This is a genomic window from Cellulosilyticum sp., from assembly GCF_982396655.1.
Genome location: NZ_CEVXFV010000002.1, coordinates 94,044 through 116,698, shown reverse-complemented (window position 1 = coordinate 116,698; position 22,655 = coordinate 94,044). Strand labels below are relative to the sequence as shown.

17 protein-coding genes are annotated in these 22,655 nt (G+C 34.0%); 16 read left to right on the top strand and 1 reads right to left on the bottom strand.

All coding sequences use genetic code 11. From position 1 onward, the window contains the following. Positions 1-20 precede the first annotated feature (20 nt). The 8 genes from recG (at position 21) to AC1VAQ_RS01590 (ending at position 9,698) form a co-directional block, all read left to right on the top strand. Positions 21-2,084 (top strand): ATP-dependent DNA helicase RecG, encoded by a 2,064-nt coding sequence (gene recG, locus AC1VAQ_RS01625; RefSeq protein WP_302598190.1) that lies wholly within the window; start codon positions 21-23, stop codon positions 2,082-2,084. A gap of 115 nt (positions 2,085-2,199) precedes the next feature. Further along, a complete protein-coding gene (rsmD, locus tag AC1VAQ_RS01620) occupies positions 2,200-2,742 on the top strand; it encodes a 16S rRNA (guanine(966)-N(2))-methyltransferase RsmD (protein WP_479903418.1) in 543 nt (180 codons plus the stop codon). A 4-nt stretch (positions 2,743-2,746) separates the two neighbouring features. Then, positions 2,747-3,232 (top strand): pantetheine-phosphate adenylyltransferase, encoded by a 486-nt coding sequence (gene coaD, locus AC1VAQ_RS01615; protein WP_302598188.1) that lies wholly within the window; start codon positions 2,747-2,749, stop codon positions 3,230-3,232. A gap of 5 nt (positions 3,233-3,237) precedes the next feature. Then, positions 3,238-3,780, top strand: coding sequence for an ATPase (locus AC1VAQ_RS01610; RefSeq protein ID WP_302598187.1), 543 nt, complete (start codon positions 3,238-3,240; stop codon positions 3,778-3,780). 489 nt (positions 3,781-4,269) lie between these two features. Beyond that, positions 4,270-7,173 carry an insulinase family protein gene (locus AC1VAQ_RS01605; protein WP_302596649.1) on the top strand — a complete coding sequence of 968 codons (2,904 nt, stop codon included), beginning with the start codon at positions 4,270-4,272 and terminating at the stop codon, positions 7,171-7,173. 204 nt (positions 7,174-7,377) lie between these two features. Further along, positions 7,378-8,148, top strand: coding sequence for a glucose 1-dehydrogenase (locus tag AC1VAQ_RS01600; RefSeq protein ID WP_479903417.1), 771 nt, complete (start codon positions 7,378-7,380; stop codon positions 8,146-8,148). Positions 8,149-8,156: 8 nt separating this feature from the next. Then, positions 8,157-8,717, top strand: coding sequence for a hypothetical protein (locus tag AC1VAQ_RS01595; RefSeq protein ID WP_302596651.1), 561 nt, complete (start codon positions 8,157-8,159; stop codon positions 8,715-8,717). Positions 8,718-8,729: 12 nt separating this feature from the next. Next, on the top strand, positions 8,730-9,698 hold the full coding sequence (locus AC1VAQ_RS01590; RefSeq protein ID WP_302596652.1) for an RluA family pseudouridine synthase: 969 nt from the start codon (positions 8,730-8,732) through the stop codon (positions 9,696-9,698). A 141-nt stretch (positions 9,699-9,839) separates the two neighbouring features. On the opposite strand, the gene AC1VAQ_RS01585 is transcribed toward AC1VAQ_RS01590, so the two are convergent. Beyond that, complete coding sequence (locus AC1VAQ_RS01585) at positions 9,840-10,580, bottom strand: hypothetical protein (RefSeq protein WP_302596653.1); 741 nt, start codon at positions 10,578-10,580, stop codon at positions 9,840-9,842. 254 nt (positions 10,581-10,834) lie between these two features. On the opposite strand from AC1VAQ_RS01585, the gene AC1VAQ_RS01580 reads away from it, so the two are divergent. The 8 genes from AC1VAQ_RS01580 (at position 10,835) to AC1VAQ_RS01545 (ending at position 22,645) form a co-directional block, all read left to right on the top strand. After that, positions 10,835-11,377, top strand: a complete 543-nt coding sequence (locus AC1VAQ_RS01580) for a Holliday junction resolvase RecU (protein ID WP_302596654.1) — start codon at positions 10,835-10,837, stop codon at positions 11,375-11,377. Positions 11,378-11,428: 51 nt separating this feature from the next. Beyond that, positions 11,429-12,628 (top strand): glycosyl hydrolase, encoded by a 1,200-nt coding sequence (locus AC1VAQ_RS01575; RefSeq protein WP_479903416.1) that lies wholly within the window; start codon positions 11,429-11,431, stop codon positions 12,626-12,628. Positions 12,629-13,019: 391 nt separating this feature from the next. Continuing rightward, positions 13,020-14,519 carry a 4-alpha-glucanotransferase gene (gene malQ / locus AC1VAQ_RS01570; protein ID WP_303243722.1) on the top strand — a complete coding sequence of 500 codons (1,500 nt, stop codon included), beginning with the start codon at positions 13,020-13,022 and terminating at the stop codon, positions 14,517-14,519. Between the two features lies 1 nt (position 14,520). Continuing rightward, the gene (locus AC1VAQ_RS01565; RefSeq protein WP_479903415.1) at positions 14,521-16,881 is read left to right on the top strand and encodes a glycogen/starch/alpha-glucan phosphorylase; all 2,361 of its coding nucleotides are present in this window, start codon (positions 14,521-14,523) and stop codon (positions 16,879-16,881) included. Between the two features lie 119 nt (positions 16,882-17,000). Then, a complete protein-coding gene (locus tag AC1VAQ_RS01560) occupies positions 17,001-18,296 on the top strand; it encodes an extracellular solute-binding protein (protein WP_302596658.1) in 1,296 nt (431 codons plus the stop codon). Positions 18,297-18,394: 98 nt separating this feature from the next. Next, a complete protein-coding gene (locus tag AC1VAQ_RS01555) occupies positions 18,395-19,789 on the top strand; it encodes a carbohydrate ABC transporter permease (protein ID WP_302596659.1) in 1,395 nt (464 codons plus the stop codon). After that, complete coding sequence (locus AC1VAQ_RS01550) at positions 19,786-20,640, top strand: sugar ABC transporter permease (RefSeq protein ID WP_302596660.1); 855 nt, start codon at positions 19,786-19,788, stop codon at positions 20,638-20,640. Before AC1VAQ_RS01555 ends, AC1VAQ_RS01550 begins: the two co-directional genes overlap by 4 nt. Before the next feature lie 31 nt (positions 20,641-20,671). Then, entirely contained in the window at positions 20,672-22,645 is a 1,974-nt protein-coding gene (locus tag AC1VAQ_RS01545; RefSeq protein ID WP_302596661.1) for a methyl-accepting chemotaxis protein, read from the top strand. The last annotated feature ends 10 nt before the right edge of the window (positions 22,646-22,655 follow it).

Sequence of the window (22,655 nt, the reverse complement as noted above, 5' to 3'; positions counted from 1 at the left end):
AATTAGTGAGGAGGTGGCGTATGCATTTAAAAGATTCAATTAGCAATTTAAAGGGTGTAGGAGAACAAGTTGGGCGTAAACTTAATAAGCTCGGCATTTTTACACTACAAAACATGATAGAGCATTATCCAAGAGAATATGAAGATAGGCGTAAAATCACACCCCTTGCAGAAATGGAACTTGATACACCTATCAATATATTGGTTGTAGTGGCTTCAACGCCTCAAGTAACACGTAAGGGCAATCATATTTTAGTAACTTTCCGTGTTAAGGATGCCACAGGAAGTATTTTTGTTACATTCTATGGACAAGCTTATATGAAAAATAATTTCTCCGTAGGAGAACGTTATTTAATGTATGGCAAAATCAAAAGACAATATGGAAAGGTGGAGATGGATTCTCCAGAATATCAGAAGGTAGCGGATCCGAGTAAAATAGGTGAAGTGGCTAAAATTACACCTATTTATGCAGCTACACAGAAGCTTTCTCAAAAGGTTATTCGTAGCCTAATTTTACAGAGCTTAGAAGCTGTGGAGGAGGAGATTGTTGATCCAATTCCTGAAAATATTCGTAGGCAATATGATTTAGTTTCAAAGGCAGAAGCAATTCACCAAATACACTTCCCAAGCAATTCAGAAAGTTTCTTTGCAGCACGTAAAAGACTTGTATTCGAAGAGCTTTTTATGTTGCAACTTTCTTTATATCAATTAAAGGCAGATTTTGCTAAAAAATTATTAGGTGTATCCCATAAGATTACTGGTGAGTTAAGTGCCTTTATGGAGACTTTACCTTTTGAATTGACAGGTGCGCAAAAGCGTGTCATGCGAGAAATTGTGGGAGATATGAAAAGTCCTTATGCAATGAACCGCCTGATACAAGGTGATGTAGGTTCAGGTAAGACAGTTATTGCAGCTATTTCTTTGTTTATTGCAGTAAAGGATGGGTATCAAGGGGCGCTTATGGCACCTACAGAAGTTCTTGTTGTGCAGCATTATGAATTCTTAAAGGAGATTATGGCACCTTTTGGCATAGAGGTTGGGCTTATTACAGGTTCTACAACTGCTAAGCAAAAGAGAGAGTTAATTGCGCGTGCTAAAGCAGGAGAACTTCATGTGTTAGTAGGAACGCATGCTTTAATAGAAGATCCTGTAGAGATGCCTAATTTAGGACTTGTAATTACAGATGAGCAGCACCGATTTGGTGTAAGACAGCGTCTTAAACTGACTGAAAAAGGGACAGTGCCAGACGTTATGGTTATGACAGCAACGCCGATTCCAAGAACATTAGCACTTATTTTATATGGGGATATGGATATTTCTATTATTGATGAATTGCCACCAGGACGTCAGCCTATCAAGACGAATGCAGTGGATTCTAATTACCATCAGAGAATTTATCGTTTTATTGAAAAGCATATTCATGAAGGCAGACAATGTTATATTATTTGTCCAATGGTAGAAGAAAATGAACAGATGAGTGAACTTAAAAATGTTATTGAATATACGGCGCAGCTGCAAGCAGAAGAGTTCCCCAATATTCCGATGGGTTATTTACATGGGAAAATGAAACCTAAAGAAAAGAATGCGATTATGAATCAGTTTGCAAGTGGTGAGATTAAAATACTGGTTTCAACTACAGTTGTAGAGGTAGGGGTTAATGTACCCAATGCCACAATTATTGTAATTGAAAATGCAGAGCGTTTTGGACTAGCACAGCTTCACCAGTTAAGAGGACGTGTAGGACGCGGAAAACATCAGTCTTACTGTATCTTAGTAAGTGATTCAAAAAGTAAGGTAACAAAGAAACGTCTTCAGATTATGGAAGAAAGTACAGATGGCTTTGTGATTGCTGAAACAGACCTTAAGCTACGTGGACCTGGTGAATTCTTTGGGACAAAACAGCATGGGTTGCCAGAAATGAAAATTGCTAACCTTTATACAGATGCTAAGGTCTTAAAAGAAGTTCAGAAGTGTGTGAAATTACTTTTGGATATGGATCCATCTTTAAGCCTTTCAGAAAATAATCAGCTATTAGATGAAATGAAGGAGCGATTGAATCAAGAGTCGCTGCATAATGCACTATAGAAGCCTTGAAAAAGCAGTGAAAAATATAAAGTAGAAAGCAATTAAAAATGAAAAATTAAAGTAATAAATGAGTATTAGTAAGTAATGAAGGGTACTAGAATGAGGAGGCTTATGTATGAGAGTAATTAGTGGTAAGTGTAGAGGAACAAATTTAGTGGCGCCGGAGGGAATGGGAACACGCCCTACGACAGATCGTATTAAGGAAACTATTTTTAATATGATTGCTTTTGATATTCCACAGTGTCGTTTCTTAGACTTATTTAGTGGGAGTGGTGCTATGGCCATTGAAAGCCTTAGTCGTGGTGCTGAAATGGCTGTACTTGTAGAAAGAGATGAAAAAGCTTTAAAATGTATTCGTGAAAATTTGGAAAAGACAAGACTTATAAATGAAGCTAAAATTTATGCCTGTGATGTAAATGCAGCTATTAATCAGCTTAAAGGTCAAAAGTTTGATATTATTTTTATGGACCCACCTTATGCATTAGAAACAATTGGCGATGTACTTCAAAATATCGTGGATTGTGATTTGTTAAGTGAAGAGGGATATATTATTTTAGAAGGTGGTACAAATAGTATTGTAAAATACCCTCAAGATTTGGTATTATGGAAAGAAAAGAATTATCGCACAACTGTGCTGAGCTTTTTAAAGAGAGGATAAAACAGTGAAGGTAGGAATTTATCCAGGTAGTTTTGACCCAGTTACTTGTGGTCATTTAGATATTATAGAACGTGCAGCTACTCAAGTAGATCACTTAATTGTGGCTGTATTATACAACTATCAAAAAGGAAATGGTTTATTTTCGGTAGATGAGAGAAAAGAAATGTTAAGTGCTGTGACAAGTCATTTAAATAATGTAGAGATAGATAGTTTCTCAGGTCTGCTTGTAGACTATGCCATGCAGAAAAATACCAACTTAATTATTAGAGGCCTACGTAATGGTGCAGACTTAGCAGCAGAAATGCAGCTAGCACAGATAAATAAAAAGTTAATGCCAAGCGTAGAAACCATTTTTTTAATGACTGCACCTGAACATCAGTGTGTGAGTTCAAGTAGTGTGAGAGAACTTTCTTTATATAAGAGACTCCCTCATGGAATTGTACCAACTTACGTCGAAGAACAGTTAAAAAATAAATGGGATAAGGGGTAATTAAAGTGGAAAATGCAAGATGCGGCGAAATCGTCATGTTATTAGATCAGCTTGATGAATTAATAGAAGATGGAAAGACAGGATTTCTTTCAGGTAAGATTTCTGTAGATAAGCAGCAAGTACTTGAGATTATAAATGACATTAGATTAAAGCTCCCAACTGAGGTTTATCAATCAGAGCGTATTCTTGAGGAGCGCAATAAGATTTTAGGTGATGCACAAAATGAGGCACGTCTTATTCTAGAGGAGGCTAATGAAAAATTAGCCAGTTTAATTGATCAGCATGAAATTACCCAGTATGCAAGAGAAAAGGCACAAAATATTATTGAGACAGCCCAGGAAGATGCGAGACAGATTCATATGGGAGCTGTAGATTATGCAGAAGACCTTTTTAAAAGTGCAGAAAAACAGCTTAAGGAAGCACTTGAGTCTGTGCATCAAGATATGCAGAACTTTGAATATGATATCACAGGAACTTTAAGAAATCTATATGATAATCGCCAAGAACTTAAACAGATGGCTAATCAAATTAATGAGCAGCAGGATTAAATAACACTATTTATAGTGTTATCAGATTGTTGACAAATGAATTTTCCCAAAATAAACTCACAAATTAAGTGAGGATTATTCAAGAAAATCTATTAAAATAGGGGTAAAAAGAGCAGTTTAGGTCCATTTTTACCTCTGTTTTCTATTTCTAGACTAGTAAAATACTATGGAAAAGTTAATTGTCTACAGCCTGAAATAACACTATTTATAGTGTTATTTTTTTTTGCTTACATAGGCATACTAATTATAAAATACAGTGCTATTTTAAGGAGCTTCTTGTACAAATTGCGTCTTAAATCCTTGTAATATGAATAAATATAATTTAAGGCATAGTGCACGTTAATAATAAATACGGTAGCAAACAGTTAAATAGACGGCAAAGAAAAAGGACTAGAATAAAGGAGGTATTTGTTAAGTAGACAAAAATAAGGTCAAAGATTATAATTGTACTAATGATTAAAATAATAAAATGAAATAGGAGGGGAAGCTGTGGCTTATCCAGTAAAAGGTTATACATTACAAGAACAACAATATATTAAAGAAATAGACAGCGAAGCTGATATTTATATACATGAAAAAACAAAAGCGAAATTACTCATTATCCCAAATGATGACGCACACAAAAGCTTTTGTATTGGATTTAGAACACCACCATCAAATAGTACAGGGGTTGCCCATATTATTGAACACTCTGTATTATGTGGTTCTAAGAAATATCCATTAAAGGACCCATTCGTAGAACTTGCAAAAGGTTCACTTAACACTTATTTAAACGCAATGACTTATCCTGATAAAACACTTTATCCAATTTCAAGTCAAAATGATAAAGACTTCCATAACTTAATGGATGTATATTTAGATGCAGTCTTTTTCCCTAAAATTTATGACAAAAAAGAAATTCTTATGCAAGAAGGATGGCGTTATCATTTAGAAAATCCAGAAGACCCTATTGTTTATAAAGGTGTTGTTTACAATGAGATGAAAGGTGCCTTTTCTTCACAAGAAGAAATTGGCTTCCGTTATATCAAAGAAACACTTTTCCCAGATACAACTTATAAAAATGAATCAGGTGGTGCACCAAGCTGTATTCCAGACTTAAGTTATGAGGAATTCTTAGATTTCCATCGCAGATATTATCATCCATCAAATAGTTATATTTGTATTTATGGAAATATTGATGTGAATGAGACACTTACTTATATTGATAATGAATATTTATCAAAATTTGATTATGCACCAATTGATAGTCAGATTAAAGTACAATCAGCTTTTAATGAGGAAATTGAAAAACATAGTTATTACTCAGCTGCTGAAGATAAAGAAAATGGACTTTTCTTATCTTATAACATGGTGGTAGGTGAAGCTACAGATCGAGAGCTGATGTTAGCTATGTCTATTTTAGAGTATATACTTTTAGATACACCAGCGTCACCTCTTAAGAAAGCCTTAATCGCCGAGGGTATCGGTGAAGATGTTTATGGTGCTTTCCAAACACATTTAAGACAGCCAATCTTTACAATCGTTGCTAAAAATGCAAAAGAAGATAAGAAAGAGCGTTTTTATGAAGTGATTCAAAATGAACTGGCAAGAATTGCAAATGAAGGTATTCCAGAAGCACTTCTAAAAGGTGCACTTCAAGTTAAAGAGTTTGAACTTCGTGAAAGTGATTCAAGCGGTTATTCTAAAGGGTTATTTTATGGTTTAGCAGCGCTTAAGAGTTGGGTATATGATGCTTCACCATATACTTACTTAAAATATGAAGAAGAAATCGGAAATATTAAGGCAAAGGCTTATTCAGGTTATTTTGAAGGACTTATTAAGAAATATTTACTTGGTAATTCACATGCAGCAAGAGTTATTTTATATCCTAAGGTTGGACTTGAAAAAGAACAGGATGAAAAGGTAACACAAATTCTTGCAGAATATAAGAAAAGCCTATCAGAGGAGGAAATCCAAGTATTAGTTGCACAAACAAAAAGCTTTAATGACTTCCAGGCACAGGTGGACCCACCTGAGACATTAAGTTGTATTCCGCTTCTTAAAAAAGAAGATTTAAGACGTGAAAGTACCTATCCACGCTATCACACAATGGAAAAAGACGGTACGCAGTTTATTGTAACACCTGTTTTTACAAATAAAATAGCTTATATTAACTGGCATATTAAATTAGAGGGCATTGAAGATAAGTATATGCCATATCTTGGTATGATTGTAGGAATGCTTAGTAAGTTAGATACAAAGAACTATAAGTATGAGGATCTTTCACATGTGATTGATGAGAACTTAGGAAGTATTTCATTTGCTATTCAAGGACTAAATGATTTAAGGTCTCACAACAAATATCTACCTGTATTCCAAATTCAATCTAAAGCGCTTGTGGAGCATATCAAAGAACAAGTTGCAATTATGCGTGAAATTATAACGAATACACAATTTGACAATGGTGAGCGTCTTTTAGAAATTATTCGTGAAATGAAAGCACTTATGGAATCCTCAATTAGTGGAGATGGTCATCGTGTAGCTTATGGCAGATTACTTTCACATTTATCAAGTGCAGAAGCCTTTGAAGAAAAAACAAAAGGACTTACTTTCTATCATTTCGTATGTGAAATTGAAAAAGATTGGGAAAATCGTAAAGAAGAAACAATTGCAGGGCTTAAGACAGCATATGCGTACCTTAATAATAAAAAGCGTATTGTAGTGGGCGTGACAGTAGATGAGGATTTAACACAGACTGTTACAGAAGAAATCACACAAGGCTTATACGGCATGCAAGAAGCAGATTATAGTCCACTCCAAATGAAATTTGAAGTAAGTGAAGAAAAAGAAGCCTTAATTTATCCAAGTCAAGTAAATTATGTGGCAACAGGGTATAACTTTAAAGAAGCCGGCTATAATTATAATGGTGGACTTATGATGCTTAAGTCAATTTTATCGATGGATTATTTATGGAGTCGTGTACGTGTTCAAAATGGTGCATATGGTTGCTTCTGTGACTTCAGAAGAAGTGGCAACATGTTCTTTGCTTCTTATCGCGACCCTAATATCAAGGAGACCTTGACAATTTATAAAGAAGTAGTAGACTATGTGGCAAATATTAATTTATCTGAACGTGAGCTTGTACAATATCTTATAGGTACAATTAGCCAGTTAGACTTTCCATATACACCAGCGTCAGAGGGTAAAACAGCTCAAGTATATCATTTAGTAGGTGTTAAACAAGAAGAACAGCAAGCATCACGAGATGAGTTATTTGCTACAACCAATGAAACTTTACGTAGCTTTGCACCAATGCTTAAAGCTTGCCTTGAGCAAAATATGTACTGCGTTTTTGGTAGTCCACAAAAGGTTGATGAAGCAAAAGATTTATTTACAGAGTTTACAACTATTTAATAGGTAATAAAAAGGGATGTTACATCAACGTAACATCCCTTGATTTTATGCTAAAATAAGACAAAATATAAAATCGCAACGTTATTATGACAAAAAATGTGATTTTTTAAGGATAAACGCTATAAGGAGTATACGTCTTTTAGATTATTTGTTATAATAAAAGATACTAAAGTTGAGGTGCATCATAGCAAAAGGAGGAAGCTTATGGACTTTAAAGGGAAAGTTGTTGTAATTACAGGCAGTGGGCAAGGTATAGGACACTGTATTGCTGTAGAGTATGCAAGACGAAGTGCGAGTGTCATTATTGCAGAAGTTGACGAGGAAGCTGGAAAAGAAACAGAAGCTGCTATTTGTGAAATTGGTGGAGACTGTTTAATGATTCCAACGGATGTAAGCTCAGAACAATCTGTGAAAGATATGGTACAGATGGTCATTGAACGCTACGGCAAGATTGATATATTAATTAATAATGCAGCAATTAATACAGGAGAAGCCTCTGATACACTTTTTACAAGTAGTGTTGAGGCCTTTGACCAAGTGATGCGTGTCAATGTAGCAGGTGCTTTTATATGTGCAAAGTACTGTGGACCACATATGCCAGAAGGCAGTAGCATTATTAATGTTTCCTCTACAAGGGCTTTGATGAGTGAGCCACATACAGAGGCTTATTCTGCATCGAAGGGTGCACTTTTAGCACTCACCCATGCTTTAGCCAATAGTTTAGCACATCGTGTGCGAGTGAATGCTATTAGTCCAGGATGGATTGATGTTTCACAATATAAGAAGAAAAAGTATCGTAAGTTTACGGCACTAACAGAAGCCGATCATGCACAACATTTGGTAGGACGTGTAGGAATGCCGGAAGACATTGTAAATGCGGTTATGTATCTAACAGGGGATGAGGCAAGTTTCATAACTGGTAGCAATTTCGTTATTGATGGTGGCATGACAGTTAAAATGATTTATACACAGTAGGTGATGGGATGATTAAACAGGAAAAAGATTATATTAAAAAACAAAAGAAAAAATATAGCATATATACGGGCATTTGGACGCTAGTAGTTGTTATAGTTTATGGTATTGGCATTATGATAACTGGGGAACGTGCGAATATCTTCACAATTATTTCAGGATTTTTAGTGATTGGTTTAGCCTTAAGTTTATCACGCTTATGTGTTTATTTAAAATTTAAAGATGGCAATAGCAGAGAAGGTGAAATTCTTGAAACTATGAAAGGAAGCTATAGTCTCTTTCATAGTTGTATTATTCCGGATGCAAGAGCGACTATATTAATTGAACATATTGTTGTAACCTCTAGAAGCATTTACTTTTTAGTATGTAACGAGGAAGTACTTAAGAAAAATAGACTTTGGCTTGAAAATCGTTTAAAAGCAAAAGGAATTGAAATAAAACAAATTCATTTTGTAAAGTTAGATACTGAAAATAATCTTAAAAACACAATGGTAAAAATTGAGAAGGATGCTTGTTATACAAGTGAAAAGTTGGAAGAACATACACAACTTATTCAAGAATTAATAATGTAAAATGGTGGAAAAATGAGACAAATAGTAATTACTGATGTAGAAGCCAATCAGAGATTGGATAAATTTTTAGGTAAATATTTAGCCGGTTGTCCTAAAAGTTTAATTTACAAGGGCATGCGTACTAAAAAAATTAAATATAATGGTAAAAAGCCTCAAGGCAATGAGATTTTAAAAGCACAGGATGAAATTAAGATCTTTTTTACGGAGGAACAATTTGCTGAATTTGTTGTAGAAAAGAAGGTAGCTAAGGTGCCTATTAGCTTTAAAACAGTTTATGAGGACGAGAATATTCTTATTGCAGATAAGCCAATGGGCCTTTTAACCCAAAAAGACCATGCAGACGGTCACAGCTTAGCAGATGAAGTACTTTCATACTTAAAAGAAAATGGAAGTTATGACCCAAGTAGGTCTAAAGGATTTACACCAGCACCATGTAATCGCTTAGACCGTAATACAGCTGGAATTGTATTAGTGGGTAAAAATATTGCCGCCACACAAGTTTTAAGTGATATGTTAAAGACCAAGCAAATCTCTAAATATTACATGAGTATTGTATTAGGACGTATTAGTGCTCCTATGATTTTAAAAGGATATCATGTAAAACAAGAGGGCAAAAATGAAGTGGTCATTACAGAGCATTATGTAGAAGGGGCAAAACCAGTAGAAACACGTATTTTACCTTTAAAAACAAATGGTCGTTATACGCTTGTAGAAGTACAGCTTGTAACAGGTAAAACACATCAAATTCGTGCCCATTTAAGTCAAATTGGTCATCCGATTATTGGAGACCCTAAGTATGGTGATCAACTTGAAAATAAATACTTTGTAAGTAAATATGGCCTTCGTTCTCAAATATTATGTGCCTATAAAGTGAAGTTTGAACTTTGCAAAGCACCATTTGTTTATTTACAAGACCGCGTGTTTACAGTACCTGCACCTAAGATTTATTCTGAAATCTGTGCTGGGGAAGCGCTTATATAAAATAAAGAAAGAATGAAAATAGATGGAGCAATTACACAGATGTGTGATTGCTCTATTTGTGATTATAGCTATTAAGTAGTGTGATATATAATCAATCAGCTTTTAAAGTTTGTATATAAATTGAAATGAGATGTATGTAAGTTATATGACCATTAAAGTAGAATCATAGGTATGTGCAATCTCATAGGCCATTTCCAATTGATTTTGTAGGATGCAGACGTTAACTGCTTTTTCATATTCTTGTCTTGAAATAAGCAGGCGAATCATGTCATAATAAGATTTACCTTGTGCATAGTAAACAAGAGCACGTTCGGGTGCTACAGTTTCAGCACATTTGCCGGCCAATAAGTAATGTGCATTTTCAGCCTCATAGGCTGCGAGAAGCATTGTAACAGAATCAATTAGAATAGGTTCTTTTAGTTTCTTTGCACAATCTAGGGCAGAGTAGTAGTCTTCTAGAGATAAGAAAACTTTAAAGGCATCTTCGTACTGTTTAGTAAAATAAAGGACAAGACCGAATTCATTTAAGTAATCTAGGCCTTTTTGCTTGTCCGCTAATTTGGAACACTGGCTAAAACATTCAAAGGCCTTGGTAGGTTCATAAGCTTTAAGATAATTTAAACCTGCTTCAAAGAAAAAATGACCTTTTTCATATAACTTGGCAGCTTTTAAAGGTTTTTCATGTGCATAAAAAGAGGCAGCCTTTTTTGTGTTCTCGATTTGTAGACAAAGTTTAGCACCTAAATCATAAAATCCGTGAGCTTCAGCAACTTCAAGTGCTTTTGAGTAAAGTCCTTGTTTTTGATAAACTACGATTAAATGTCTATATGCTTTAGCCTTTTGAAAACAAGGTGTAGCATCTTTATATTTTTTTGCCTCCATATAATAGATGCCGGCTAAAAAGTAAAAATGATCCCGGGCCAGAAGTTTAGCTTTTTGCTCGGCGGGCAACCTGAAAAATTGTTTTTGATAAAATGTCTTAAAAAAATGCACAAAGCGTGGCAAGGTAAACACCTCCTATAAGAATAATTGATGAATGGATAAGTCAGTTTAAAATATGTATAAATGGAAAATATATCCTAATCTTATTTAATAATAACCGTAATTTTACAGAAAATCAAGAAAAGAGGGAAAAAATGGGCTATTGGAATACTAGGGGACTTAGAGGAAATGAACTAGAAGAGCAAATTAATGTAACGAATGAACTTTTTTTAGAAAAAGGGTTGGCAGTTGTACAAAAAGTACCGACACCAATTAAGCCAATTCGTATTGATCAAGAGAAGCGAGTTATAACGCTAGCATACTTTGATCAAAAAAGTACTGTCGACTATATTGGCGTCGTACAAGGCATTAGCATTTGTTTTGATGCGAAGGAGACGACAAAGGGCTTTTTACCAATTAATAATATTCATGCCCATCAGGTAAATTTTATGAATGCTTTTCATAAACAAGGTGGTGAAGCCTTTTTGATTGTTTATTTTAAGAAATATGGCGAATATTATTTTTTACCAATTGAAACGTTAGATAGTTATTATCAAGATGCATTAAATGGCGGAAGAAAGTCTATTCCATATACTGCTTTTGAAAAGCAATATTTAATTCCTGTAGAGGGAGGAATGTATCTTAATTATTTAAAAACATTAGATTGCTATTTACAAAATAGAGAACAAAATAATTAGCAATGAATAAAATAGGGAATAATTGACAATAATTTCTATGAGGTGAGCCGGATGAAAAGAGCAAACTTAATAGGAATTATTTTTTTATGTTGTACTTGTATGTTAGGTGGCTGTACACAAAAAGATACTACAGTTTCAAATATAGAAGCTTCTAAAAAAGAAAAAGATGTAACTATTTATATCAAAGATAGCATTAATTTAGCAGCCTATGAACCATTAAAAGGAGTATATTTAGGTGCTGATGTAAGTGCGGATCAAAATATTGGCAGAGATATTAGAAGGTTCGACAATTTAATAGGGGCTACGAATGCCTTTAAGATTTTTCAATATAATCCTGAAGAACGTATTGCAAATAAAGAAATATTAAAGTGTATTGCACAGAAAAAGACGCCTTACATTAAAGTCTACTTTAAATCTGAAGGAGATTTGACACCGATATATCGCTTGGCAATGGATTTGAAAAGTGCTTATCATATACCAGTATTTATTGAACTATTTCCAGTAAGCTCAACTATGGGAAGTCCAGAGGCATACAAGGAAACTTATGAGAGAGCATATAATGTGATAAAAGAATACATTGAGAATGCAGTTGTTGTATGGAGCATTTCTGATAATAAGGCGTATGAAAGCATGTTTTATTATCCAGGAAACCGATATGTAGATTGGGTAGGAATTAATATTTATATTCCGAGATATAAGTCTGGAGAGGCTTATGTATACGATGGCAAAGAAGCCATAGATTTCTTTTATAAGAATTTCCAATATAGTAAACCTATGCTTATTTCAGGACTTGCAATTTCACACTTTTCTAGGGTAGATCATACGTATACTATTTATGATGCGAAACAGAAATTAGATTACTTTTATGATGATTTGTTAAAGAACTATCCAAGAATCAAGGGAATTTTATATGTAGATATGGATATGGCAGAGGTAAGGGAAAATGGCAAGGAAGATTATACCCTAACAGATCAACCTGATTTAACAGATGAAATGAAACAGCTCACGGGTGCACTGAATGTGATTGGCACATTGCAGCAAGAGGCTGATATAAAAAATGAAAGTTATATGCGTTATGATTTAACGGGTACTTTTTTTAAAAATCAACTGTATATTCCATCTAGGTATATGAAGACTATTTTTAAGAAAGTACCTCTATCTAAACTTACACCTATAGAAGATATAAATGGCGAAAAGTTTTATGCGTTTAAAGATATAACCAATTATTATAATTGTTACTACAAGAAATAGAAGCAGCATAGTAATTTGACTTTCCTAATATATTTAATAATAGAGCTAGGCACTTGGTATGATACATCTACCTTTGGTGTGATTTTTTGATGCACTTGGGGAGAATCGTAGCACTTAAGTGCCTAGTATTTTATTTTGCAATACCTTTTATTTTTTTTGTCTAAAAGTCATATAACAAAATTTATAATTTAGTAAAATGTACAATAAATTATAAAATAATAAAAAGTTTATTGACTTTTACGCTAGTATATTTTAAGATGTATTTAAATAAATTAAATATTAAAACATTAATTTATAAATTTTTTAAACCGTTTGGAAACGGTACCAAATCTAAATTAAGGTATTAATTAAGTTTAAGAGTTTAACTTAGATTAGATATAGGAGGGGCAGCATGGAACGAGCAAGTGGGATTTTGATGCATATTACATCATTACCAGAAGCAGAAGGTATAGGAACTTTTGGAAAATGTGCGTATGAATTTGTAGATTTTTTAAAAGCAGCTGGTCAAAGATATTGGCAAATACTTCCAATAGGACCTACTGGATATGGTCATTCACCTTATCAAGCCTTTTCAGCTTTTGCAGGAAACCCTTATTTAATTGATTTAAGAGCATTAGTGGATGAGGGACTATTAGAAGAAACAACTTATGCAAGTATATGCAATAGCGGTAACGATTCCAAAAGCGTAGATTTTGAAAAAGTTGTACCTAAGAAGATGGCTGCTTTGAAAGAAGCATATGAAAAAGCAAAAAATAATAAAAACCTATTAAAGGAAATGAATAAGTTCCAAAAAGAAAATGCAAGTTGGCTAGACGATTATAGCTTATTTATGGCAATTAAAATAAGTAAAGATGAGGTCAGCTGGCAAGAATGGGAAGAACCTCTTAAAAAAAGAGAAGAGAGTGTAGTAGAAAGTTATAAAGATGCACTTAAAGATGAAATAGGCTATTGGGTATTTCTTCAATATATATTTTATGAGCAATGGATGACGCTTAAAGAATATGCGAATGGTCAAGGCATTCAAATTATAGGAGATATTCCTATATATGTAGCTGGAGACAGTAGTGATACTTGGGCACATCCAGAATTATTTAAGTTAGATGAAGAAGGAACACCAATTACAGTTGCAGGATGTCCGCCAGATGCATTTACAGAAGATGGTCAGCTCTGGGGAAATCCAATTTATGATTGGGAAACATTGGCTAAGACAGGTTATGATTGGTGGATTCAAAGAATACAACAAAATGCTTTGTTATATGATGTCATTCGTATTGATCATTTCAGAGGATTTGAATCTTTCTGGGAGGTACCTTATGGTGATAAAACCGCTAAAAATGGTCAATGGACAAAAGGTCCAGGTTTAGCACTTTTTGAGGCTATTAAAGACAAACTTGGCGCAGTTAATATTATCGCTGAAGATTTAGGATTTATGACGGATGAAGTTATTGCATTACGTGAAGGTACTGGTTATCCAGGTATGAATATATTGCAGTTTGCATTTGATCCTAAAGGTGATAGCGAGTACTTACCACATAATCAAATTCAAAATTCTGTTGTTTATACAGGAACACATGATAATGATACAATTGTAGGTTGGATGGCACAGAAGGAAAATAAAAAGGCATTAAATTTTGCAAAACGCTATTTACGACTTACTAAAAAAGAAGGTTATCATTGGGGATTTATTCGTGGTGTTTGGGCAAGTCCGGCAAGTACTGCTATTATACCAATGCAAGATTTATTAGGACTTGATAATACGGCACGTATGAATATACCATCTACTATTGGCGGCATTAACTGGCGCTGGCGTATGGAAAAAGAAGATATTAATGAAACACTCAGTATTAAGCTTAAAAAGTTAACAAAGCTATATGGGCGAAAGGGGAAATAAAATGAACAAAGAAGTATTTAAACAAAACATTTCAAAATACTGCAAGGTGAAATATGGTAAAAAACTTGAAGATGCTTTAGATTATGAAGTCTTCAATGCAGTGTCTTTAGCATTACTTGAAGAGATTGTAGAAGATTGGCAAAATACAACAGATGCATATAATCAAGGAAAACGTGCGTATTATATTTCAGCTGAGTACCTAATGGGTCGTGCACTTGGAAACAACCTCATTTGTATGGAGCAGTATGATGAAGTTAAAGAAGTATTAGGTGAAATGGGCATTTCCCTTAATACAATAGGAGAAATTGAAGAAGATGCAGGACTTGGGAATGGTGGACTTGGTAGACTTGCAGCTTGCTTTATGGAATCTGGTGCAGCAATGCACTTACCACTTGTAGGGTATGGTCTTCGTTATCAAAACGGTTTATTTAACCAACGTATTATAGATGGTAGACAAGTAGAAGAGGTTGATACTTGGCTTAAATATGGAGATCCATGGAGCATTCGTAAAGATAGCGAAGCTGTTACAGTAAGCTTTGAGGATTATAGTGTAAAAGCAGTTCCTTATGATGTTCCTATTATTGGCTATGGTTCAAAAAATGTAAATACACTTAGACTATGGCAATGTGAAAGTATTGTACCATTTGATTTTAATGAGTTCTGTGAACAAAATTATGAAAAAGCATTACATATGAAAAATGAAGCTGAAAATATTACACGTGTGCTTTATCCTAGTGATTCTAAAGAAGCAGGTAAAATATTAAGATTACGCCAACAATATTTTATGGTAAGTGCAACACTTCAAGATATTATTAGAACTTATAAAAAATTAGGTCATACTGATTTTACAGAGTTTAGTAAATATCATGCAGTACAGCTTAATGATACACATCCAACACTTGCAATTCCAGAACTTATTCGTTTACTTGTAGATGAAGAGGATGTAAGTTTTAAAACAGCTGTTAAAATAGCAAAAGAAACATTTGCTTATACAAATCATACAATCTTAGCTGAAGCCTTAGAAAAATGGGATATTAAATTAATTAAGAAGATTTCACCTCGCATCTTTAATATTATTGAACTTATTAACAACAACTTTGTAAAAGAGCTTGTGCAAAGAGGGTATGGTAGAAAAGCTATTGAAGAATTCTCAATCATTGGAAATGGCCAAGTACGTATGGCTAATTTAGCTATTGAAGTAGGTCATGCAGTAAACGGTGTTGCACAACTTCATACAGATATCTTAAAAGATACAGAGCTTCATAATTGGTATGAATTATATCCAGAGAAATTCCAAAACAAAACAAATGGTATTACACCAAGAAGATGGCTTAGACTTTGTAATAAAGAGTTATCTGCCCTTATTACAGAACTTTTAGGCAATGAAAATTGGGTAACTGATTTAAGTGAACTTAAGAAATTAGAAGCTTATGTCAATGATGAGAAAGTTTTAAAACGTCTTCTTGAAATTAAACATATTAAGAAGGAACAACTTGCAGCATATATTAAAGAAACAGAAGGTACAGTCATTGATCCAGATTCTTTATTCGATATTCAAATTAAACGTCTTCATGAATATAAGAGACAACTTTTAAATGCCTTCTATATCTTAGATTTATATTATCGTATTAAAGAAAATCCTGATATGGATATGCCTAAAGTAACATTTATCTTTGGGGCAAAAGCATTCCCAAGCTATAGACGTGCCAAATCTATTGTAAAATTCATAGGTGCCATTAAGGCATTAATTGAAAGCGATGCAGTAGTAAGTCAAAAAATACAAGTACTCTTTGTAGAAAACTACCGTGTTTCTTATGGAGAGAAACTCTTCCCAGCCGCAGAAATTTCAAAACAAATTTCTACAGCAGGTAAAGAAGCATCAGGTACAGGTAACATGAAGTTCATGCTTAATGGTGCTTTAACATTTGGTACTTATGATGGTGCTAATGTAGAGATTGTGCAAGAAGCAGGAGAAGATAACAACTTTATCTTTGGCCTTCGTGTAGAAGATATTCAAAAAATCCAAAAAACATATAAAGGTAGTCAAGTAGCTGAAGCAGATGAAGCACTTCTAAGAGTTGTAAATAGCTTAGTTGATGGAACATTTGAAGATGATGGCAGTGGTGATTTTGCAGATCTTTATGCAAGTCTTATGAAAGAAAGAGATACTTATTTCGTTCTAGAAGATTTTGTAGCCTTCAAAGAAGCTGAAGACCGCGTATTTGCAGCATACAAGGATCAAATGAATTGGGCAAGAATGAGCCTTAAAAATATTGCAAATGCTGGTATCTTCTCAAGCGATCGTACTATTTTACAATATGCAAATGAAATCTGGGGTATTGAGGCAGTAACAAATAAATAAAATTTAGAATCGTTTCCGATTAAATTCCTTGCCTGTCAATGAGTAATAAGGACATGGATAGGCAAGGTTTTAATATAAGTAAAAAAAATAAAAAGAACTATTTATAGGAGGAGATTTTCATGAAGAAAAAGATGTTTTCTAAAATAGTAAGTATGTTAACAATTGGTGCCATGGGACTTTCATTAGCAGGTTGTGGAGGCGGTAGTACAAGTACTTCAGCTACACCAAGCACAGCACCAACAGAAAGCAGTGCAGCTGCAGAAGAAAGCACAGCACCAGCTAATACTGACGTTACACTTACAGTATGGGGCTCACAAGATGATCAAACAATGTTAAATGAAATGGTTGAGAGCTTTAAGTCAGCTAACCCAGGGGTTAACTGGAATATTACAGTACGTGTTAATGGTGAAGACCAAGCTAAAACAGAAGTTTTAAAAGATACAGAAGCAGCAGCAGACGTATTTGCTATTGCCCATGACCAACTTGGTGAACTTGTACAAGCTGGTGCAGTTTATAAAAATACAAAATATGCAGATGAAATAAAAGAACGTTCTGTTGAAGCAGCAGTTAATGCTTCTACATATGATGGAGAGCTTTATGGCTATCCAAGTGCTTCAGAAACATATTTCTTATTCTATAACAAAGCAATTTTCAATGAAGATCAAGTTAAATCATTAGATGCAATGTTAACAGCAGATGTAGCTGATGGTGTGACACCATTTGCAATGGATATTGCTAATGCTTATTACTCAGGTCCATTTTTCTTATCAAATGGTTGTGAATTATTTGGAACAGATGGTTCAGATCCAAAAACTGTTACATTTAACAATGAACAAGGACTTGAAGTTGCTAAATTATTAGGTGGTCTTAAAGCTGAAGGCGTTGTATCATTTGATGATACAGTAGCTGCAACACAATTTGAAGCAGGTACATTAGGTGCTTATATTGCAGGTCCTTGGAAAACAGAAACCTACAAAGAAGTTTTAGGAGATAACTTCGGAGTTGCTGAACTTCCAACACTTAACTTTAATGGTGAAGAAAAACACATGTCTTCTTTCTCAGGTTTCAAAATCTATTGTGTAAAAGCTAATACGAAGTATCCTCTTGAAGCAATGGCTCTTGCAAATTGGCTTACAAATGAAGACAATCAGTTAAAACGTTTTGAAGATCGTGGTGCTGTACCAGTAGCTAAATCACTTTCTGAAAGTAGTGAAGTAACATCAGATCCAGCAGTTGCGGCACTTCTTGCACAACTTAATTATTCTTATGCAATGCCTTCTATTCCACAAATGGGTAAATTCTGGGATGCAACAAAAGCATTCGTTCAAGAAACATTTGATGGTACAATTACAGAAGCTGATTATCAAGCAAAACTCGATACATTAGTTGCAACAATTACTGAAGGTGCTGAGTAATATTATTGGCTTATTTAGGATGAAGTAATAAATGGCAGTACTTGTTTTCAAGTACTGCCATAAAAATAACTTTTTAAGAAGAATCTAAGGAGGTTTATATGAGTGCAGGCGTTATAAGTAGGCAAACCAAAAAAGTAAAAAGCCATTCAAAAAAAGAAAATCTCTTTACCATCTTTACGAAAGGAGATATTTTTACTAAACTTTCTTTCTTAATCATGGGGTTAGGGAATATCGCTAGAAAACAGTTTGTAAAAGGACTTCTGTATCTAGTAAGTGAAATAGTTTTTATTTATTTCTTAATAGCTATAGGTTTAAGTAAATTACAAGGCCTAATTACACTTGGCACAAACGCACAAGGCTGGGTAATGGATGAGGCACTAGGTATAGAAGTGCTTTCACAAGGTGATAACTCCATGCTGTTTTTACTTTATGGTGTGTGTGCCTTAGCAGTTGTAGCTATCTTCTTGGTGATTTACGTAAGTAATATACATAGTGCTTGGAATGTACAAAAATTAGTTCAAAATAATAGACACATCCCAACATTTAAAGAAGAATTAAAAAGTTTATTAGATGAGCGTTTCCATGTAACACTGATGGCTATTCCACTTATAGGCGTTATGATTTTTACAGTATTACCACTCGCATATATGATATTAATAGCCTTTACAAATTATGATAGAGATCATCAACCACCAGGAGCTTTATTTGACTGGGTAGGACTTGCAAACTTTAAGGATATGTTATTTAGCTCTTCTTCATTTAGTCATACTTTTTTCCCAGTTTTAGGTTGGACAATCACATGGGCAGTAATTGCTACAGCTAGCTGCTATTTAGGTGGTATTATACTAGCACTTATGATTAATAAAAATGGAATTCGCCTAAAAAAAATGTGGCGTACAATCTTTGTACTCACTATGGCAATCCCACAGTTTATTTCATTACTTGTTATGCGTGTTATGCTTAATGACTATGGTCCAATTAATGCAGTACTTCAAAACCTAGGACTTACTCAAAATTTGATTCAGTTCTTAGAAAACCCTACATATGCTAGAATCACAGTACTAGCAGTTAACCTTTGGATTGGTATTCCTTATACGATGTTGATTACATCTGGTATTTTAATGAATATACCTAAAGAACTTTATGAAGCTGCTGAAATTGATGGGGCATCTCCAGTTAAGGCCTTTATAAAAATTACAATGCCTTATATCTTATTTGTCACATCCCCTTATTTAATTACACAATTTATTGGTAATATTAATAACTTTAATGTAATCTTCTTCTTAACAAAAGGAGAACCTTTGGCAACAGATTATTATTTTGCTGGTAAGACAGATTTACTTGTAACTTGGCTCTATAAGCTAACAGTTAACTACAAAGATTATAGCCGTGCATCTGTCATTGGTATCGCAGTCTTTGTAATTTCAGTTATCTTTTCATTAATTGCCTTCAACTTTACGTCATCAGCAAAGAATGAGGAGGATTTCCAATGAGTAAAATGACCAATACTGCACGTAAAAAATTAAGCAATGGAACCGTTTATGCGATACTTGGAATTATGAGTATCATTTGGCTGATTCCAATTATATGGATTATATTAACGTCTTTTAGGGCAGAAGGAAAAGCATTTGTACAGTATTTTATTCCTAAACAATTTACACTTAATAATTATGCAAGACTTTTTTCGGATGCTAGTGTCTTTCCATTTAAAAAGTGGTTTGTGAATACGTTAATTGTAGCTATTGGATCTTGCGCATTAAGTACAACAATCAATTTATCTGTATCTTATGTAATGTCTAGAATGCGTTTTAGACTTAGAAAAGCATATATGAATTTAGCTCTTGTACTTGGTATGTTCCCAGGCTTTATGTCAATGATTGCTGTATATTATGTTTTAAAGGCTGTAGGTTTAACACAAAGCCTTCTGGCACTTGTTTTAGTATATTCAGCATCAGCAGCGACAACATTTTATATTTCTAAAGGATTCTTTGATACAATTTCCAAAGAAATAGATGAAGCAGCACGTATTGATGGAGCGACTAATGCACAAGTTTTTACAAAGATTGTATTACCACTTTCAAAACCAATTATTGTGTATACAGCACTTCAAGCATTTATTTCACCTTGGATGGATTATATTTTTGCAAAGATTATCATGGGTGACAACTATGAAAAATATACAGTAGCTATTGGACTTTGGTATATGACAGAAAAAGAAAATATTGAAAACTGCTTCACCATGTTTGCTGCTGGTAGTGTATGTATTGCTATTCCAATTACCATATTATTTATTTGGCTTCAAAAATACTATGTATCAGGTGTTACAAGTGGTTCTGTAAAATAGTATTTTAAATATGGATATAGGAGGAAGATTTATGAGGCAAAGAAAACTGCAGACTAAACTTATTATGTACTTTTCATTTATTGCCATTGTACCCGCACTGATTATCATGTCTATGAGCATCAAGTTTACAACTAACAGTACTGAAGAATTGGTAAGCGTATATACTAAAAAGCTTGTAGAACAATTAAGCTATAATGTAAATGGCTTTATTGAAACAGGTAGAGGGGTAATGGGAGATTTAACAAGTTCCTCTTATATCCAAAAGATGATAAATCAATATGATCAGCTAAGTGCAAACGAACAATCTGTATTAAGAGGAAAGGTTCAAGAAGTTGTTTCACCAGTTATTAAAGTGCAAGATGCTATAAATGGTATTTATATTTACGGAAACGATACCATTTATTATAAAAATGTAAAGACGAAGGATACATTTAACTTACAAAATTTTAAATTAAATAGAGTATATGATAAGGTAGTTACGGCACAAACTACAGAGTTTACATGGTTTACCTTAGATGATGGCAATATTTATTTGGCAAGAAAGGTAGCAGGTGGCAGTGAGGGGGCTGTGATTTTTGCCATGAATAGTGATTACTTAAATGAACTTTTAGATTTAAGTAATGTAGAGGGGCAAATGTCTCTTGCAATATTAGATGAAGATAATAAAATGATTGCAGGTAGTGCAGATACCATATCACTGCAGCAATTACTTCAGGCTATGGGGGAAGAAGAACGTCAAGAAGTAGTGGTGACAAGTAATGTAAAGCGTAATATTGTAAGCTTAATTCAGTGCACCAATGGATGGCAGGTTGTGAGTGTTGCACCAGTAGCTGTTTTAATGCAAGGATTTAACCGGTCATGTATTAATATTTTGATTGTCTTATGCATGTGTAGTATTGTAGCTATTTTGTTAAGTGTTATGTTAGGTAAGAAACTTACAAGGCCGCTTGTAAAAATTGCCCAGTATATGAAAAAGGTTGAAGAGGGTAATTTAGTTTTTGAAGAAGACATTTCAAAGGTGATTAAGAGCCGAGAAGTAGAAACAAATCTTGTGATAAGCGGGTTTATACATATGCTAGGCTCAATTAGGCAGATGCTTGCAGCAAGTCAAATTGTTACAGAAAAGGTAAAAGAAAATGCCGAGGCTTTGAAGGATCAAGGTGGAGAAACAGCACGTTTAGCCAGTGAAGTAAGCAGTACGGTAAAACAAGTGGCGGAGGGTGCGAAAACTCAAAGTGAGCAGACACAGGAAACCGCAGAACTTATGGAACAGCTTTCGCAGCAAGTAAGTAAAGTGGGCAAGGTAGTTGGCGAGGTACAAAATGTATCACAGGATGTTATGGCTGTTAGTGAAAACACACAACAAAGTTTAAGTACTTTAGATGACAATGCACTTAAAAATATAGAAATGAGTCATAAAGTGAGCACTTCAGTAAAAGCATTAAGTGAAGAAACAGCCAATATATACGGCATACTGACAATGGTAAAAGGCATTAATGATCAAACAGAGTTATTAGCATTAAATGCGTCTATTGAAGCTGCAAGGGCTGGTAACTTTGGCAGAGGATTTGCTGTAATTGCTAGTGAGGTGCGTAATTTATCTCAGCAAACAAGTGAGGCAATTCATGCAATTCAAGGTCTTTTAGCAGTTATTGAAGAAAAGAGCCGTTCTGCAATAGGTGAACTAGGTGAAGCGGTAAATCTTTTTGAGCATCAAAGGCCTTTAGTAGATGATGCCAACAAGAGCTTTCAGATGATCTTAGGCAAAATGAATTATATTGATGAAGAAATTAATCATACAAATGATTTGATTACAATCATTGATAAGCACAAAAATAGTGTATTAGAGCGTGTTGTAAAAATTAATGCGATTGCGCAGGAGTTTGCTTGTGTGACAGAAGAAGTCAATGAAAAAACTATAACACAAGCTGAATGTGCAACGATGATTAATCAGCTAGCGGCGCAGATGAATGAAATTGTAAAAGAATTAGAGAAATGTTATTAGCTTAAATGTG

Coding starts and splice junctions, on each gene's coding strand:
- recG (WP_302598190.1), top strand. CDS start 21: ATGCATTTAAAAGATTCAATTAGCAATTTAAAGGGTGTAGGAGAACAA.
- rsmD (WP_479903418.1), top strand. CDS start 2,200: ATGAGAGTAATTAGTGGTAAGTGTAGAGGAACAAATTTAGTGGCGCCG.
- AC1VAQ_RS01600 (WP_479903417.1), top strand. CDS start 7,378: ATGGACTTTAAAGGGAAAGTTGTTGTAATTACAGGCAGTGGGCAAGGT.
- AC1VAQ_RS01595 (WP_302596651.1), top strand. CDS start 8,157: ATGATTAAACAGGAAAAAGATTATATTAAAAAACAAAAGAAAAAATAT.
- AC1VAQ_RS01590 (WP_302596652.1), top strand. CDS start 8,730: ATGAGACAAATAGTAATTACTGATGTAGAAGCCAATCAGAGATTGGAT.
- AC1VAQ_RS01585 (WP_302596653.1), bottom strand. CDS start 10,580: ATGGAGGCAAAAAAATATAAAGATGCTACACCTTGTTTTCAAAAGGCT.
- AC1VAQ_RS01580 (WP_302596654.1), top strand. CDS start 10,835: ATGGGCTATTGGAATACTAGGGGACTTAGAGGAAATGAACTAGAAGAG.
- AC1VAQ_RS01575 (WP_479903416.1), top strand. CDS start 11,429: ATGAAAAGAGCAAACTTAATAGGAATTATTTTTTTATGTTGTACTTGT.
- malQ (WP_303243722.1), top strand. CDS start 13,020: ATGGAACGAGCAAGTGGGATTTTGATGCATATTACATCATTACCAGAA.
- AC1VAQ_RS01565 (WP_479903415.1), top strand. CDS start 14,521: ATGAACAAAGAAGTATTTAAACAAAACATTTCAAAATACTGCAAGGTG.
- AC1VAQ_RS01560 (WP_302596658.1), top strand. CDS start 17,001: ATGAAGAAAAAGATGTTTTCTAAAATAGTAAGTATGTTAACAATTGGT.
- AC1VAQ_RS01555 (WP_302596659.1), top strand. CDS start 18,395: ATGAGTGCAGGCGTTATAAGTAGGCAAACCAAAAAAGTAAAAAGCCAT.
- AC1VAQ_RS01550 (WP_302596660.1), top strand. CDS start 19,786: ATGAGTAAAATGACCAATACTGCACGTAAAAAATTAAGCAATGGAACC.
- AC1VAQ_RS01545 (WP_302596661.1), top strand. CDS start 20,672: ATGAGGCAAAGAAAACTGCAGACTAAACTTATTATGTACTTTTCATTT.